This window comes from Haloarcula halophila, from assembly GCF_029278565.1.
GTDB classification, from domain to species: domain Archaea; phylum Halobacteriota; class Halobacteria; order Halobacteriales; family Haloarculaceae; genus Haloarcula; species Haloarcula halophila.
In genome coordinates, this window is the sequence record NZ_CP119560.1 from 407047 (window position 1) to 422654 (window position 15608).

The window sequence follows — 15608 nt, forward strand, 5'->3', positions numbered from 1 at the left end:
GGCTGCCGGTGACGGTCCCTGACGGTATCGCTGAGACACTGCGGCTCTCGTCTCCCGATACGCCGGTCACCGGTCAGCTATTCGGGATTTGACAGGCGTCCACGACGACGGTTCTCACCGGTTTGTAGTCCGTTCGCGAGTCGCAAATACTGCCAGTCGCTGTTTTGGGTGTGGAGCCGGGTTTTCAGGCGAAAGTAATCGCACGACTGTCCCGAATCCATAATTCAGTTCCCCATGACACCGAACTGGACCGGACGCCGAGCTGTAGGGAACACGTAACAACCGTACGGCTGTTATCCCTCTCTTCGGTTATCGACACCGGTCTCCCTGGGTAAAACAGGTGTACGGCTGTTATTTGATCTGTGGGACACAGCCAACACCGAGACAGACAGTCCCGTGGCGCTGTTCCCGGGCCGATACAGGTTCGTTCGGGAGTCGCGAACACGACGTGAATGAGGATCGTGACGCGTGCCCTCTCAATCCGTATCCAGCTCACTCATTAACACCGATAAACGGTAATACGTAGTCTCGAAGCAAGTACGTTCTTTATATCCCCGAGTTTGGGATTTGTATCGGCAGGTATCCGATATTAAATATAGAATTGGCAAATTATCCTTAAAGTAAATCCAAATAGAGTTATTTCAGAGATTTTCTATCCTTCCAAGCAACTTAAAGGAGATATTGCTATTTCTATCGGCATTTGATGGATACAGTACGCATTATTAATGAATACTACGGGGTGAGTAGGGCAGACGATAGTAACAGTTGAAACGATAGACACATGGATCGCATTGCAGTCGTACGATCGGGTGTGCAGTGATGTTCACAGGCTACTATCGAAGGTATCTCCTGCCAGTCGATCGAATCACTCGACGACTCATCTACTGCTCTGGCAGACAGTTCGTTGTGGACGCTGCCGACTACGGTGATCACCGGTGACTGTGTTCACTCGAATCCGTGTCTACGGAAGCTCGGACCCGTGAGAAGAGGAGAGAGCCGAGTGACTGCCCTCCCTTCAGAAAGAGCGGGTTTAATACGACAGGCGATACACGTCTTACCCGAGTCCCCTCTCACGGAGCGCTTGATATGTCGAGACCCGCAGACCGTTACCGACGGCCCCTCTCGGTTACCACCCTTGTTATCGCTATCGCCTGTGCTGTCGCCGTTATATCGATTACCACCGCCGCCTGGGCAGCGGGTTCCACGGCGACCGCCGAGACACCAGCGGTACGATCGAATATCAGTGAAACGTACGATTCCATCGGCGGCCTCAACGCGACCCGGACAACCGTTGTCAAACGGGACGGGACAGTTACGGCTCGTGCCACGTACGATGTCACGACGGTACCAGGGAGTGACAAACGCCGTCACCGACTGACGAGTAACTCGTCGCGACGATACGACCTCCGCGTCTCGAACGGTTCGACCCTCTGGTTGCACGATCGGAGTGAGCAAGCGGTAACCCGAATCGGTCTGCAAGATACCCCCTCGGACGACTCGACCCTAGAGCGGATCGAACGGATCCTCGTTCACACGCGCTTGGTTAGCGACGATTCGAGCCCTTCGATGCCTGTCGAGCCACTACCGGTCGTACCCGGCGACCGCGGCGGCATGAACCCACCACACACTGTTCCGAACACCACGTATGAGATCCGATACACCGGGACGGATACGCTGAACGGACGGGAGGTGTATGTTATCAATATTACCAGTCCCGACGAAGATATCAGCCATCAGCAAACACTCTGGGTCGATACGGAGTTGTTGTATCCGATCCAGCGACAGACCACGTGGATACACGACGGGGTAGAGCGGGAACTGACGACAACGTACACCGACGTGCATGTCACTCCTGAGCTCCCGAAAGGAACGTTCCGATTCGAACCGACCCCGAACACGACGCTTGAGACGCCGGCCACGCCCACTGTCCGACAGTACGACAGTATCGGCGAGTTACGGTCAGATACTACGGTCACGGTGCCGACGCCGGACCTACCGATGTCGTACGAACTAACCACAGCAACGAGGACCGAGGGGCAAATCCGCAGCGTCGGCCTCCAGTACGTCAACGAGACAAGCAGTATCTCGATCTCGGCGTACAACTTCACGTATCCGCCCGAGAACGGAGAAACGGCGGTTACTATCGATGGGCGACAGGCGGTGCTTTCCTTTGGCCCGACACTGATGCTGTCCTGGAACTGTGAGAGATACCGATACACCGTTCGTGCAACGGGAACCACCAGACAACAGCTGATCGCTGTCGGTCGGTCGGTCGGCTGTCCAGCTACTTGATCCCACCAACTGCCTGTGTGGGCTCAAATACATTCCCCCCGGCTTCTGGGTCAGAAAGCCGGTTCCACATTATAAGATGGTACGACGCTACCCTCGAGTTGCGACGGATCACGGACGGCTATGCTAGCCGGTACGGAACACCCTCGGCCCGCAGTCACCCCCAGTCGGACCCTGACACCGAGGGCAAGTCATGGCCTGGGTCGCTTCACCGGTCCAGTCCGTCGCCTGACTCCAGTAACGGTATGTTGGTCCCGCCCCTCCCTCGGTCCCCTGACGCGCACACCCCTCCATCCCGTCCCCCGACCGTTTTCTGGGTCAGCAAGTGGCAAGGTACTTTATTCGCGCCCCAACTGTTGTTCGGGTACGTGAGCGAAGACCCGGCGCTGGAGGACGTTCTCGAGTTGCTCAGCGACCAGTACGCCCGGGATATCCTCGCAGCAACGAGTGAGCAACCAATGTCCGCCCAACAACTCGCACAGCAGTGTGATATGTCGGAACCGACGGTATACCGCCGAGTTGAGTGGTTACAGGAACACGGATTGCTGGCAGAGCGAACGGAGATCCAGACTGGGGGAAACGATTACAGCGTCTACCGAGCGACGCTCTCGGAGTTCACACTTACCCTCGAAGATGGGGCGTTCGAGCCACGTATCGAACGCCGCTCGACGCCGGCGTTCCCGGGACAAGACGAGGACGATACGGCGGACCGGTTCACGAAAATGTGGGAGAATCTATAATATGGTCCTGATATCCACGATTGCCGACTGGCTCATTCTCACACTGGCTTTCGGGTCGACGATCATCGGTGCGTACATCGGGTACCAGGCATACCGGGGCTACCGCCGGCACGACAGCCTCACCATGCAGTACCTGTCCGTTGGCCTGTTTCTCCTCACTGCCGCCGCGTTTACTGTCGCGTTCGTCGGCTCAGCCCTGCTACGGGGCAATCTTCTCCCGTCGAATTTCCAGCAACCGCTCACTCTCGTCACGCGGATGCTCCAGTTCATCGGTGTCCTCTTCATTGCGTACTCACTCCACCGGCGCGGATGACGATGCGCGTTCGAGCGACACAGTTATGATGGTGACACCGACCAACACGGTACGGTCCAGCCGAGTGCAAGGACGGTCCAAAGCGATACTCTCCAACCGCGAGGGGACGCAATACACGTCTTCTAGAGCTGCACAACTGGGCGTTACTACCGCTCACGTTATCTAGCTGGTGAATCCGCCGAATCAGTCGTTGAATGTCTCGTTATCGGGGCTTTGCGCAATTCTACACGAGAGCGATCCAGTCGACGTCTACACTCTTCGATGTGCATATCTTGCATATCGCTATCTACACGTCGTGGTGGTTGACCACAGGCTGTCTCCGGCAGTAGTATTGTATGTGGAGGGTTCGATACCGTCAGTCAGGATGACTGCAACCGTTGTACTCTGTGATTCCAAAACAGTTGATCCGACAGACCAATCCGACATACTGGAGGCTGCTGACGCGACGATAGAGATCCTTGAAGAGAAGACCGAAGCCGCCGTCAGCAGCGCTGTCCGGGATGCAGAGGCGATCATTGTCGACGCACAGACCCCAGTCACGGCAGCGGTACTGAATAATACGGCATCGTTACAAGTCGTTGGGCGGGCCGGCATCGGCGTTGACAATATCGACCTCGATGCGGCAGTCGCCAATGACATCACCGTGGTGAATGTGCCTACGTACTCCCTCGAAGAGGTCTCAACCCATGCCTTGTCGCTTCTGTTGGCATGTGTCCGTGCAGTCCCACAGTACGATCGGGCGGTGAAAGCTGGCACATGGGACTGGCAGCAGGGACAGCCGTTACATCGAATGACAGACCGGACGCTGGGGCTAGTCGGATTCGGCAACATCCCACGCCGACTCGCGTCGAAGCTCCGGACTTTCGGGGTCGAGGTGATAGCGACCGATCCCCACGTTTCCGAGGCCCGGATGCGTGACTATGGTGTCGAAAAGGTGGCGTTCGAGACACTACTCGACCGGGTAGAGTATTGCTCAATTCACGTTCCACTGTACAAGGCGACTCGTCATCTGTTTTCGACGGCGGAGTTTGTACGTCTCTCCGAGGAGTGTATCGTGGTGAATACGTCCCGCGGTGGAGTCATCGACCAAGCTGCACTCGTCGAGGCCCTCTCTACTGGGGAAATCGCGCGTGCTGGCCTCGACGTGCTCGAATCCGAACCGCCAGCCGCCGACAGCCCACTGCTCAACCGTGACGATGTCGTGCTCACGCCCCACGCTGGATGGTACTCCGAAGAGAGCCAGACGGACCTCTCGAAAGGCGTTGCCGAGGGCGTTGCTGCAGTACTACGAGGTGAGCAACCCGACAACGCTGTCACCCCAGACACGGTGTGGAGCTGACACCTCCATCACGGTCAGTCTCGTTGGCGAGGAACAGTTTCGAGGGGTCTACCAGACAGCGTTTTAGGAGCGGTTTCGTACCGTCGATAGATGCGCTCGACGCTGTCGCCGTGGCAGATAGTCACTGTAGTCGGTCTCGTCGTCGCCCCCATCGTATTCGGTGCCGCGTTCGCGGCCGACCTCGGCAGCGAGCGGCCCGATCCCGTTCCGTTCGACCGGACCGTCCAGCGTGGCATCACGATGGCCGACGAACAGCGTGCGCTCAGTCGTGATATCAGCGTTCCACGAGCGGAGGTGTTCTATTCGCAGTACCGCTACGTGGTCGGGTACGTCGGCCTCGACCGGACGGTCGCGGCGCTGACCGAACCGGGTCACGAACAACAGTTCGGCTACCCGCTCGCGGTGTACGTCTCCGACTACAGTGGCGCCGGTGCGACCTGTGGCGAGCGCGGTACGTTGCGGACCGACGGGCCGACAGGATGGACCGCAGCGATCGAGGCTCATTACGTCGTCAACGGGAGCACGCGGGCTCCCTCGGGACCCGTGGTGGTGCCGTTCGGGACCCACGCCGACGCCGCGGCGTTCGCAGACCGCTGTGGCGGCCGGGTCATCGACTGGTCGATACTCCGCAACCACTCGTTCGGGGTGGAGGGTCCCCTCGCCGTTCGAGAACAGGTCACGGACCGGCGATCGACGACCAACGAGACCGTCCAGACGGCCCGCACTCTCGACACGCGGCCGGTGTCGGTCGTCGTCGGTGAGGACGCACCCACGGTACAGGCCGCCGTCGACGCCGCGCCGCCCAACACCACCGTCGTCGTCCCGAACGGTAGCTACCACGAGCGGGTGACCGTCGACGACCCGATAACGCTGCGTGGGCGGAACGCGACACTCGACGGCGGCGGCAACGGCACGGTCGTCAGGGTGACCGCCGACCGGGTCGGGCTCACCGGCCTCTCGGTCACCGGCGTCGGCAACCAGACAGTCGGGAACACGTCGACGGCGGAGGACTCCGCATGGGACGCGACCGTGACGGCGGCCTACGGGAACAGCGACGCCGCCGTGGCCGCGCGAAACGCCTCGGCGCTGTCCGTTTCGAACGTCACCGTCGAGACACGGTCGAGCGGGTTCGTTCTCAGGCGGACGCCGGACGCCGTCGTCGAGAACGTTACCGTCAACGGGACCGACAACTGGCAAGACGGCTTCATGGGCGTCGTCGGGATGCACAGCGATGTCGTCGTCCAAGACAGTACGTTCCGCGGCGGGCGGGATGGCATCTATCTCCACCGCGCCGACGGGACCGTCGTCCGCGACAACACCTTCCGGGACGGCCGCTTCGGCGTCCACCTGATGTACACCTCGTCGGCGCTCGTCGCGGACAACACCGCCCGCGAGCAGAAGTACGCGGGTATCGTCGTCATGACCAACCCCGAAGGCAACGCAGTCGTCGGCAACGACGTTCGGGACGCCGGCAGCGGCATCTTGATGGCCGGGAGTCGGAGCTACGTCGGCCACAACGTCGTCGCCAATACGACACGCGGGCTGTCGGCGAACGCCGGCCGCTCCCTGTACGAAGACAACGTCGTCTACGGGAGCGACATCGGCATCACCGCTGCCACGGTCCTGCCGTCGAACACCGTCACCGAGAACGACTTCGTGGCGAACGACAAGCATGCCGTCTCCGGTCCCGGACCGTTGCGGTGGTACACCGACGACGGCCGAGGGAACTACTGGAGCGGCGCCTACGATCTCTCGGTGGACGGTGGGCCGACGCTGACCCGACCGTACTCACCGACCGACACCGTGGACAGACGACTCCACCACACTGACTCGGCGGTCGTCCTCCGTTCGGCACCCAGCGTCCGCGCGCTCCGAGCCTTACGCGGGACGACACCCGGCTTCCGCCGCGGGAGTATCGTCGACACTCACCCGCTGTCAGCGCCTGCCCACCCCGAGACTGTCGCTATGGTACGGAACGAAACCACGACGGATGTATCGCCATGACTCCCCCACCACTCTCGACAGACGAACTGACGAAGTCGTACGGCGACGTGACCGCACTCGACTCGGTCTCACTCGACATCCCAGCGTCCGCGGTGACCGGGTTCATCGGCCCGAACGGGTCCGGAAAGACGACGCTCCTAGAACTCCTGCTCGGCGTCGAGCGGCCGACGCTGGGGACCGTCGAGTACAATGGCCCCGAGGCTGTCCGACGCTTCGGCTACCTTCCCCAGCAACCGACGTTCCGGCCGGGGTTCACCGTCGCCGAAACGGCCGCGTTTTACGCCGATCTCGTCGACGACGACCCCGACCGACTGTTGGACGCAGTCGGTCTGGCGGCCGTGACCGAACGCCCGGTGACAGGCCTCTCGGGCGGGATGCGGCGGCTACTGGGTATCGCACAGGCGCTGGCCGGTGACCCGCCGGTGGTGGTACTCGACGAACCAGCCAGCGGGCTTGACCCGGCGATGAGCGAACGGATTTTCGAGATCATCGACTCTATCGCCGCCGAGGGCCGGACCGTCGTGGTGAGTTCCCACGACCTCCCGCTCGTCGAGCGAACAGCCGACCATCTCGTCGTCCTCGAATCGGGGGAGGTGCGTGCGGCCGGCAGTCCGGCGTCGCTCCGGGAAAGAACCGGTGGCCCCCTACACGAGACGTTCGCGTCACTGCTGGCGGGTGAGACGACCGTCGTTACGGGACGGAGTGACGCATGACGACGGCCGAACGTGTCTGGCGCGTCTTCGCCCGAGAGGTGCAGGCGGCAGTCCGAACACGGAGTTTCCTCGCGCTGGCGCTGGTGACGACGATAGCCGTCTTCGGCGTCGCCACCGCCGGCGGCCCGGCGGGCGGCTACGTCCCGACCGTCGTCGACGTGCTCGTCGTCGTCGAGATACTCGTCCCGACCGTGGCCTTCGCAGTCGGCTACCGCGCGATGGCCGACCCGATCGCCCGGGGTGAACTCGACGTGATGGAGACCTACCCGTTGCCGACGTGGGGGTACGTCGGTGGCACGTACGCGGGCCGTGCCGTAGTATTGTCGGCCGTCGTCGGTGTCCCCCTCGCAGCACTCGGCGTGTACGTCGCGACGACGGCGGGTCCCGAGACGACGGTGTTCGCGAGTCATCGCGGCATCGACTCGCCCCTGTTGTACCTGCGGTTTCTCGCGCTAACGCTGCTGTACGGGTTCGTCTCGCTCTCACTGGTGGTCTTGCTGTCGGTGCTAGCCGGTTCCCGCAGCCGCGCCCTGGTTCTCGCACTGGCTGGCCTGCTCGTGCTGACCGTGGGCGGGGACGTAGCGGTGTTTGCGGCACTGGACGGGAGTGTCCTGCCGAGCGAGTCACTCGGCGGGGTCCTCGCAGTCACACCGGCCGGTGCCTACCGCGGGCTGGTCTTCGACCAGGTGTTGTACGTGGCCGTCCCGACCCGGTCGTCGTTCGTCCCGGGGTGGCTCGCGACCGGTGCGCTGGTTGGCTGGTGGGCGGCGACGCTAGCTGGCGCAGCGGCGGTCGCCCACCTGCGGTGACTCACCTGGAATCGGCCAGACTCTCGTCGACGAGGCGCGTGAACCGGTCGACGAGGCGGTCTGCGAGCGATGGCGTCACGTCATCAAGCAGCCGGCGCGTCTCGTCCGGCCGAGCCAGTTCGACGACGACACGGCCGTTCTCACCGTACGACTTCTCGACGATGCCGGTGTCGTTCAGCGAGGAGACGTGCCACGCGACAGTACTCCGGCTGAGGTCGAGTCGGTCGGCCAACTCGGCCGCTCCGAGCGGTCCATCGTCGATGAGGTGGGCCAGTAGTGCCCGCGCCGTCTCCCGCCGGACGAACGCGAGGACGCGACGCTCCCACGGGTCGTATGACCGGTCGTAGTAGTGTGTCCGGCCCTGGATCTCCTCGGCGACGATATCGCCGGCCCGTTCCAGCTTTCTGAGGTGGTACTGGGCCTGTCCCGTGGCGATATTCAGGTCTTCCCTGACCGCGGTGAAGTGGACCCCTGGGTTGGCTTCGACGTGCTCGTTCACTCGCTCTCTGACCGTGGGCATTCGGTATCTCTCGATTACCCACCGGAGTTACAACAGCCCACCGTTCGTTCTCACTTCTCGGGAATCCCCTACCCGCGACTGACTAGTTCGCGCTGGATGGCTTCTGCGGGGAGGGTCTGGCCCCCGTACTCCTCGGTGAACGACTCGGCGTCACCCTCGTCCCCGAACGGGACGATGGCAGTCCCCATCGCACTTTCCACATCGCTGTTGGCGACGACAGTGAGCTCCGCCGACACGGTGAACGCTGACGCGTCCAGATGGTGTGTCAGCACGGTGGCACCCCCGTCGGTCCGGACCTCGTAGTCGACGGCGCTGTAGTCGGTGAGAAACGTCGTCGCCGGCGTCCATCCCTCCTGTTCTTTGGCGAACCGGTGACGATAGGTGCAGCTCGTGCTGCAGAACCGGGCCGGTTCGTCGTGTCCGGTGGGAGTGTTGTTCCGATAGTACGTCTCCCCGACCGGCCCGGGATGTTCGGAGATGACCATGCCACACTGGTCGCAGTTCTCGTCCGTTGCGATGGTGACCGGCGCAGCTGTTTCTCCACCGCTTTGACAGCCGGCGAGTGTCAGCATCGCCGCTGTCCCGGTGAGCAGGTCTCGTCGTGTCGGGCCGCGTTTCCGTTCGGTCATACCGGTGGATACCCCGACGACGGACAAATGGCTCTTGGTGGGGTCATCGAAAACCAGTCACTCCGGGGCCTCTGGCCTGTCGACGGCGAAGATAGCCGCTAGCACCAACAGCGCGATCGAGAGGTCGACACCGTGACCGGCGAGGTGGTGAATCGGCATTGGGACGGCACCGAACACGGTTCCGAGACCCACGACAGACCGGACGACGAGCAGCCCGATAGCGACCGTCAACAGCAGGTACGTCCGGTTCCGACGGCGGAGCGTCCCGGCGGTGGCGACGAGAAACAACGCTACTGTGCCCAGTGTCGCGAGTCCGATGAGTACCAGCAGGACCGTGGCTTCGCCCCGTCCCAGCCACTCGCCGGTTAGTTGGAGCATCGCTCGACACGTGACTTCGGGAGTGACCGTAGAAACGTTTTCGACGTCCAACTGCGTCTTCGCGTGGTGTAGAGTCGTGACGGTTCTGCAAAGACGAGTAAGCCCCTCGACGATACCGGGGCGGACGTGGTCAGGTCGACGGAAGCGTCGGCAACTAGCTGTCGACAGTTGCCACAGGACAACTGGACGAACGAGCCCGGCCGGTAGTCCTGCATGTGCGGAAGAGCTCGGGCTTCTATCGACACCCTCCAATACTCCGCAATCAGGCCTGTTCGGTTCCAGTGATCTCGAAGCGTGCTCCACCGGTCTCGCTTTCTGTGAGCCTGATAGTCCACCCATGGGCGTCAGCGACCTGCTTGACGATGCTCAGACCGAAGCCCGTCCCGTCGTCTGCCGTTGAGTATCCCGCATCGAACACCGACTCGCGCTCGTCGGCTGGAATTCCCCGCCCGTCATCTGCAATGTAGAACCCACTGTCGAGGTCCCCCACTGTCACTGTGGTAGCATCACCCCCGTGTTCGACAGCGTTCCGAACGAGGTTCTCTATCAGTTGCTGGAGACGGCTTCGGTCGGCTTGGATCGTTTTGTCGGTCGTGATTTCGAGTGTTGCCTCGCCCGTTTCGACGTGTTGCCAGCACGCGTCGCAGACTTCTCCGAGGGCAACGTCTTCCATTTCGTTCACTCTGACGCCCTCGCGAGCCAACGTCAGGATATCCTCGATCAACACATCCATTCGGTCAAGCGCTCGCTCGATGGGGGCTACTTGTTCGGTTTCACAGTCTTCTTTCAGGAGTTCCAGTCGTCCCTGGGCCACCTGCAGTGGATTCCGCAGATCGTGGGAGACGACGCTGGCGAACTCCTCAAGGCGTTCGTTCTGACGTTCCAGTTCCGCCTCGCGAGCGCGTATCTCTGCAGTCCGCTCGACCTGTTCGAGCGCCGCTGTGATGTTGCTGGCCAAGATCTCCACGAGGACGCTATCCTCGTCGTCGAAGGTTGCTGCCGTCGGTGAGCTGGCGATCAAAACTCCCGCCTCGCCGAGTGGGAGGATGAGTTCACTCCGTACTGGGGAGTTCGGATTGTGTATGTCCGGGTGGTCGTGGACGTCCTCGATCGCGAGTGGTTCGCCCTGTTCGTAGACGCGCCACGCGATGCTGTCCTCGCCCGTGAACGTCGGCGGATCGCCGACGAGATCGTGTCCAGCGTCGGTTTGCGCGACCGGGACAAGCCCGCTCTGCTCATCGTATAGATGAATCCCGTTCGCCTCCAACCCCAGCACGTCGGCGGCGGCCTCGACCCCGATCTCGGCGACTTCCGTCCGCGTCTCTGCGGCCATCAACTCCGGCGTCGTTTCGTTGAGGGTTGCGAGACGCCTCTCGTATGTCTTGCGCTCGGTGACGTCCGCTGCGATACCGAGGACAGCGCGATCGTCGACATCGCCGAACTCGTACGGTTGTAATCGCGGTTCGAAGACGTGTGTCTCACCGTCCGGATCGGAAACTTCGACCTCCGGAGCCCGCTTTGTCGTCCCCGTTTCGAGTGTTTCGCCGATAAATTGCTGGAACTGCGCGGCGGCGGACCCATCGAGCACCTCCGCGATATTCGACCCTTCGATATCCTCGACAGTGGAGTCGTGAAAGGCCGCGAGCGCTTCGTTCACGAGAAGGTAGTTCCCGTTCTCGTCGAGTACGTAGAGCAGATGAGGGAGCGAATCGACGATCTCACGCAACCGCTGCTCGCTTCGCTCGACGTGTTCCCGTGTCCGCTGGTGTTCGACGGCGTTCGTGATACGGTTCGCGAGTACCGTATACTGGTCAGTACCGCCTTCCTTCTGGAGGTAGTCGGTCACGCCAGCAGAGATCGCATCGCTAGCCACTTCCTCCGAACCCTTCCCAGTGAAGAGGATGAACGGCAACTCGGGATACTGCTCCCGGACAGACTTGAGGAACTCAATCCCGTTCTGGCTGGGCATATCGTAGTCCGAGATCACACAGTCGAACCGATTCTGTTCGAGTTGCGCTGCTCCAGCGCTCGCACTGGTGGCTGTCTCGATAACGAACCTCTCGTCCTCGCGTTCAAGAAAGGTAGCAGTCATATCAGCGAAATCAGGTTCGTCGTCGACGTGAAGAACCTGAATGGTGTCTGGAAGCTCGTTCATTATGTACAGCGTGATTGAGGCAACCAATAACGGTTGGGGCGTGAGTATCGGCCATCTTCAACCCTAGTGACAAATAGTACCACAGACCGGATAGTGAAAGACGTACTTCGGGGGCAACGAAAGATATCGAACTCTGGTCAGCGATGGCTGCGACCTGAGGGGGTTCTAGTACGTCAGATGAGTTCAACTCTGCGTCACGCCGAGTCGGCCTGTTGTCTGTGAGGAGTCGCTCCGGTGAGATCGCCGAAAACGAAACGCGCACCGCCGTTCTGACTCTCAGTGAGACGGACAGACCAGCCATGTGCCTGAGCGATCGTCTGGACGATCGCCAAGCCGAATCCGGTCCCCGAAGACGACGAGGTGTGCCCGTACTCGAAGACACGGTCACGTTCCGTAGCTGGGATGCCCGGACCGTCGTCTTCCACATATAACTCGTCATCCTCGCGACCAACGGTGATCGTCACCCCCGACCCGCCATGTTCGACCGCATTTCGGAAGAGGTTCTCGAACAGTTGTTGAAGACGCTGGGTATCCGCCTTGAGGACCCCTTCGGCATTATTGACCAGCGTGGCTTTCTCGTGGTCATCGACGTTCTGCCACGCATCGTCGACGACCGAGGCTAACGTCACCTGTTCGACATCGTCTACCGATTGTCCCTGACGGGCCAACGCCAGAAGATCCGTGACGAGTGCGTCCATCCGATCGATCGCGTCGGCCGCTTTGTCGAGGTGGGCCGTGTCGTCCTCCTGACGGGCCAGAGCAACGGATCCGTCCGCGACAGCCAACGGGTTCCGCAAGTCGTGGCTGACAACACCTGCAAACTCCTCAAGGCGTTCGTTCTGACGCTCTAGCTCTGCCTCTCGGCGTACTTGTTCGGTCACGTCACGCAGGACGATCAGCAGTCCCCGACGGATGCCGAACTGGTCCTCTATCGATGTCACGTTCGGGTCCAATGTCACCGAATCGTTCTCGCTGGTCGTGTAAACGAAGGGTTCCTCGTCATCTATCGCCGCTGCGAGCGACGGCGAAACGTCCGTCAGTGACCGTCCAGTCAGACTCCGCTCAGAGTCCGCGTTCACCGCAGACGGAGTCTGGTCCCGGGCAAACAGCCGCTCGGCCGCGCCGTTTGCGTCGTAAATTTTCTCCTCCGGGCCGGTCACGAGGACAGCGTCGTCCATCTCTTCGATCAGTAGATCAGCTGCGAGAGGAGTCACATCGAGGAAATCGTACCGAAACAGTGCGATCCAGATAATGCCACTGTTGACCACGAGCGCGAAGGGAGTCAAGTTGATCGGCGTAACTCCACCGTGATACAGGAACCCGCCGATCGGAATGAGGAGACCACCGAGTAAGATCAGGCCAGTCTGCTTCCGATAGAAGCTCCGGGTCTGAGAATAGAAGCGTACCAGTAGAGCGTACCCAGCCACCGTCAAGAATAGGACGTAGAGGATCTGGAGGTCCGAGACCACTGTCGGCTGAATTTGAATCGTTGTCAGCCCCTCGAACTGGGTAGTGTTGACGTCGTGCAGTACTACCCTGTGAAACGGGTTCGTGGCCAATAGAAGTGTAAAGGCGATTGGCTCTCCCCCGAGGAGTGCGACCCGCCGGGACGTGAGCCAGGCCCGGTTTCCCGTATACACGACTACGAATAGGACGAAGAGCACGGCGATTCCCTGTATAAAGCCTGTATAGATCACGTGGCTCGCGAAGGCGACCGGAACGCTGGGGCTGAGATACATCGCGAGTATCGCGACACAGGTCAGTGCACTCGCGAGATTGAGACCGAAAAACGCACGATTGACGGGCATATCGTTCCGATACGCGACCGTTGCCAGCCAGACGCTGACGACTACGCCGAGCGATACGCCGAGCAGAATCGTACTCCCCAGTATCGTCAGTGCTTCTGCCACTATCCAACCATTAAACGGTTCTCAGATCCTATGCTTTTCGGTAGATCTACACAGGGCCCAGATCATTTGTGGCTAAAGCCGGTACGTTTTCTCAGCTATCGTACCAACTGAAACAGTCTGTCAACAAGATCTCCGTATTGACCGATAGGTCTCACGCTCCCGTTGATCAGCTTTCAGCAGTGATCCACTTTTCTCCCCACTCGTGGATCTCATCGAACGCCGAGTGGAGTTCTTCCCCTTTCGGCGTCAGGGAGTACGACACTGCGACAGGACTTCCCGTCGTCTGTGGTGACGGTACGATCCGACAGTTCCGTCCACGGACACTACGTCGCCGGTATCGAACGATCCGAACGTGCGAATCTGGCAACACTGGGCGGTCTCCCGGCGGGAATGGTTCGGTATGCCAGTCCGCTTCGAGCGGTCGGCCATCCGCTGAACTCCGGAAGGATGTCATGCCCGGTCGGCCGATCCCTTGTGTTCGCCGGTCGATCGTTTCGGCAGGTGCGACTCCATCCGGAAACTCCGGCACTCAATGGTTAGGTTTGCCAGTCTCGGCGCCACCAGCAGGGATGACACCGACCGACGACCAGCAGCCAGGGATCCCTGTTGTTGTCGGCGAGCGTGATGTACTTACCCAGCTCCGGGAGCCGACTCATCGGCCACCTCCGACGGGGCCGCCCTCTGGCGATCCAGAAAATTTATGTCTGTGGTGGCCACACCGATCTAGTGGGTCCCGGTTCCCGCTTCACAGTCCCCTTCCACACGCCCCGAGCACTCCCACCGGGGCCCGACTGACCACCTGTTTCAGCGCCGACCGCGGGGTCGTCATGTCTCCTCGCGGTTCGGCGGTTCCCCTTTGGGTTCTCCGATTCGGCAGGAGCGACTGCGCCGTCGTCGCTACCTCCTGCCCCGAGTCGGTTACGAGATACACGTCCAGCAGACCTGCTCGGGCGGGGGCACGTGATAGGAGGGCAGCCCGTCGTGACGGCCGTCCAGCCCAGGCGCTGTTGGATAGCTAGCAGCGGGCTCTTCCCTGACCGGGAACCGCGGTACAGCGCTCGATATCGACCGACGATTTATCACCAGACCACCCGACTCGGTCGGTGGGGCCCTGGATGATCCCCGACTCTCTCCTGAGCGATCGTGCATCACTCGCTCCGGGGCCCCAGTTCTGGCTTACTGGTGGAGCCAACAGGTCAACCGGTCGTGAATACAGCGCTGGAGAGTCGTTCGCGAGAGGAGAGTTTCGGCTATCGAGATCATACGCTCTCTTGACGACTGAGACAGCCGTCACTCGCTGGCGTTCCTCGATACGACGGTGAGTTGGCGTGCAAACTCTGTCTGGGTCGCTACTTCCGAGAACGGGATCGTTTCGTCGCCGACCTGAAGGAAGCGCACCTCCGGTCGCTGCTTGAGACGGTTGTACAGGCGGTTCGCGAACAGATGAGATGGGACTGTCGTGTCCGTGGCGACCGATAGTTCCAGAAGATTGCGGTAAATCGGGGAGAGACCCGGCGTCAGACAGTAGCGAACCGGGTTGACTGCTTGTATGTAGGGTTCTACAGCCAGTTCTGAAGCCAACTCGTTGGTCGCAGATCTAACGCTTGGTATCGTGTCTGTATCCCGAGGGTCGACTAACGACTCGTCAATCTCGAAGTATAGCTCCATTTCCAGACCGGAGACATCTACGATGGGCGTGTCTCGGCGCTGGTCCATACAGAATACACCGGCTACGGCAAGTTACGCGTTGGGTAGCAGGCCAAAAATTACAGGAGCCAGTGAACATCGCTGCACACCCGATCGTACGGT

Annotated in this window: 14 protein-coding genes; 7 read left to right on the forward strand and 7 right to left on the reverse strand. The window is 60.9% G+C overall.

The features are described 5' to 3' along the window. The first annotated feature begins 1566 nt into the window (after positions 1–1566). From P0204_RS17885 to P0204_RS17915, 7 genes are all read left to right on the forward strand, one after another. A complete protein-coding gene (locus P0204_RS17885) occupies positions 1567–2292 on the forward strand; it encodes a LolA family protein (RefSeq protein ID WP_276223538.1) in 726 nt (241 codons plus the stop codon). A 365-nt stretch (positions 2293–2657) separates the two neighbouring features. Next, positions 2658–3029 carry an ArsR/SmtB family transcription factor gene (locus P0204_RS17890; protein WP_276223540.1) on the forward strand — a complete coding sequence of 124 codons (372 nt, stop codon included), beginning with the start codon at positions 2658–2660 and terminating at the stop codon, positions 3027–3029. A 1-nt stretch (position 3030) separates the two neighbouring features. Next, positions 3031–3342 carry a DUF7521 family protein gene (locus P0204_RS17895; protein WP_276223542.1) on the forward strand — a complete coding sequence of 104 codons (312 nt, stop codon included), beginning with the start codon at positions 3031–3033 and terminating at the stop codon, positions 3340–3342. 364 nt (positions 3343–3706) lie between these two features. Then, a complete protein-coding gene (locus P0204_RS17900) occupies positions 3707–4681 on the forward strand; it encodes a C-terminal binding protein (RefSeq protein WP_276223543.1) in 975 nt (324 codons plus the stop codon). A gap of 90 nt (positions 4682–4771) precedes the next feature. After that, the gene (locus P0204_RS17905) at positions 4772–6685 is read left to right on the forward strand and encodes a NosD domain-containing protein (RefSeq protein WP_276223544.1); all 1914 of its coding nucleotides are present in this window, start codon (positions 4772–4774) and stop codon (positions 6683–6685) included. After that, positions 6682–7398, forward strand: coding sequence for an ABC transporter ATP-binding protein (locus tag P0204_RS17910; RefSeq protein ID WP_276223546.1), 717 nt, complete (start codon positions 6682–6684; stop codon positions 7396–7398). Before P0204_RS17905 ends, P0204_RS17910 begins: the two co-directional genes overlap by 4 nt. Then, entirely contained in the window at positions 7395–8207 is an 813-nt protein-coding gene (locus P0204_RS17915; RefSeq protein ID WP_276223547.1) for an ABC transporter permease, read from the forward strand. The genes P0204_RS17910 and P0204_RS17915 overlap by 4 nt, the downstream gene beginning before the upstream one ends. Before the next feature lies 1 nt (position 8208). Here P0204_RS17915 and P0204_RS17920 read toward each other — a convergent pair whose 3' ends face one another. From P0204_RS17920 to P0204_RS17950, 7 genes are all read right to left on the reverse strand, one after another. Beyond that, entirely contained in the window at positions 8209–8727 is a 519-nt protein-coding gene (locus tag P0204_RS17920; RefSeq protein WP_276223549.1) for a winged helix-turn-helix transcriptional regulator, read from the reverse strand. Between the two features lie 68 nt (positions 8728–8795). Next, on the reverse strand, positions 8796–9356 hold the full coding sequence (locus tag P0204_RS17925; RefSeq protein ID WP_276223550.1) for a nitrous oxide reductase accessory protein NosL: 561 nt from the start codon (positions 9354–9356) through the stop codon (positions 8796–8798). 57 nt (positions 9357–9413) lie between these two features. Beyond that, a complete protein-coding gene (locus P0204_RS17930; protein WP_276223551.1) occupies positions 9414–9734 on the reverse strand; it encodes a DUF7471 family protein in 321 nt (106 codons plus the stop codon). 262 nt (positions 9735–9996) lie between these two features. After that, positions 9997–11889 carry a hybrid sensor histidine kinase/response regulator gene (locus tag P0204_RS17935; RefSeq protein WP_276223553.1) on the reverse strand — a complete coding sequence of 631 codons (1893 nt, stop codon included), beginning with the start codon at positions 11887–11889 and terminating at the stop codon, positions 9997–9999. 194 nt (positions 11890–12083) lie between these two features. Continuing rightward, positions 12084–13697 carry a sensor histidine kinase gene (locus tag P0204_RS17940; protein WP_276224002.1) on the reverse strand — a complete coding sequence of 538 codons (1614 nt, stop codon included), beginning with the start codon at positions 13695–13697 and terminating at the stop codon, positions 12084–12086. A 268-nt stretch (positions 13698–13965) separates the two neighbouring features. Next, complete coding sequence (locus P0204_RS21165) at positions 13966–14253, reverse strand: winged helix-turn-helix transcriptional regulator (protein WP_379802033.1); 288 nt, start codon at positions 14251–14253, stop codon at positions 13966–13968. An 836-nt stretch (positions 14254–15089) separates the two neighbouring features. After that, positions 15090–15515 carry a hypothetical protein gene (locus tag P0204_RS17950; RefSeq protein ID WP_276223555.1) on the reverse strand — a complete coding sequence of 142 codons (426 nt, stop codon included), beginning with the start codon at positions 15513–15515 and terminating at the stop codon, positions 15090–15092. Between the last annotated feature and the right edge of the window lie 93 nt (positions 15516–15608).